Source organism: Limnospira sp. PMC 1279.21 (assembly GCF_032349615.1).
Lineage (GTDB): Bacteria > Cyanobacteriota > Cyanobacteriia > Cyanobacteriales > Microcoleaceae > Limnospira > Limnospira fusiformis.
Map to the genome: position 1 here is coordinate 1 of NZ_JARPLU010000376.1, position 1557 is coordinate 1557.

The window sequence follows — 1557 nt, forward strand, 5'->3', positions numbered from 1 at the left end:
ATTGGTGGCCTCAAACCGAGACTTTACTATAATTGATTATCCGGACTTGATATAAATCCCACGACGGCGCAATACCTTTGTGTTGACATAACGACTAGGAAAAGGAGACATTCAAAAAGCCACAGTCCCGGCGATATCTAATGGTTCACCAAAACGCCGGAAAGGAATTTCTGCGGTCATTTTATCGCCGACTTGCTCAGGGATTTTTTGAGTCATTTCGGTATAGCCGTCCTTGCAGTAATCATGGCTTACCTGTCGCTGGTCTCTCCCCCCCAGGGATTCTGATTTAGGGTGAGGGTAATGTTTAGCGAGATTTCCCGGATGTAACAGCCAGGACATGAACCGCATCTAAAGATAGTCGATGTGTTCAACTAGGTTTAAATCGTGCGATCGCTCTTTATTACCCACTAAAAAATCTGTAGGTGTAGGTGGGGGGGTGGGAATGGCAGCTTAGGGATTATCCCCTCGTCCGAAACTCGATCACATCTTCTCTAATAGTCACATCATACTGACCAAAAAAGTCCTGCCCTAACAATCCTACTTCTAAAGCAGGTGCGATCGCCACTGTCAAATTACTAGCCATTGCGCCGCCAACTTCAATAGAGATAATTTCACCCAGGTCAAATTCAACATTTTGCTCGCTGGGGGTATTCGCCAAACCTCGCCCCGTCCGAACCACACCCAATACCTCCGCCATCAGCGGCGTGATGACAGTTCCACTGGCCCCCGTATCAATCATCATTGGAAACGGTTGGCTATCATTAAAAGTAGCCAATACGACTGGGATGCCTTGGTGTCGCCGAATAATGGGTGCTTGGTAAACTCCGGCGGCTGCACCGGGAAGGACAGCAGTACCACTGGGGGGGGTCACAACTTCGGGAAAATTACAAATTTGATTCAGATTAATCAACCGACCTGATCTTGTCCGAGCAAAACAGCCTGGTTGTTCTTGTGCTGTAGCCAACCCTTGGGGATAGAATGCGGCACTTACCACCAGTAAACCTACTGTAATAGGTATAGTCTGCACTAAACTAGGAAAATGGGATTTACCATTGATACTGTGGTTATTCATAATTCGACTTTCCTTGGAAATGAGCTTTAGTTATATCTCGTTTCTATAGGGTTTGATTGTCGCCTTTTATGGGGGTCTAAGATTAATCTCGATGGTACTTTGACATTCCCAGACCCATTTTGACCCGTCTACCACCATTATAGCTTTATGTTTGGGGACACAGTTGATGTTTTCGTCAATTTTACAAAAATGTTCGGCCAAATTGCCGCCGGGGGTTGACAACTGCCAAGAATTAATGGTATCGTTTAATTTAACAGTTTTATAATTAAAGTTTATCTAATTTTTAAATAATAGCAAATATTTCAATTATATGTGCGAGACGTTTAGGAGTGAAATAGGGCTGCAATGCTCGAAATAACCTCCTAGAGGGGAATAAACTGATTCAACCCAGTTACCCCTTAACTGTTTATATGTTCCAACGCTCGGGCTGAAAACGAGCAAGGCAGGAAACTCAAGGTCAATCCCATTTTAAGAAATCGCCAAAT

The 1557-nt window shown here is 44.3% G+C and carries 2 protein-coding genes; both read right to left on the reverse strand.

The window, feature by feature from the left end:
- Nucleotides 1-111: 111 nt before the first annotated feature.
- Nucleotides 112-339 (reverse strand): short-chain dehydrogenase/reductase SDR, encoded by a 228-nt coding sequence (locus tag P5683_RS24725; protein ID WP_228116374.1) that lies wholly within the window; start codon nt 337-339, stop codon nt 112-114.
- A gap of 118 nt (nt 340-457) precedes the next feature.
- Entirely contained in the window at nt 458-1072 is a 615-nt protein-coding gene (locus P5683_RS24730; protein WP_006624200.1) for a TIGR02281 family clan AA aspartic protease, read from the reverse strand.
- Nucleotides 1073-1557: the final 485 nt, after the last annotated feature.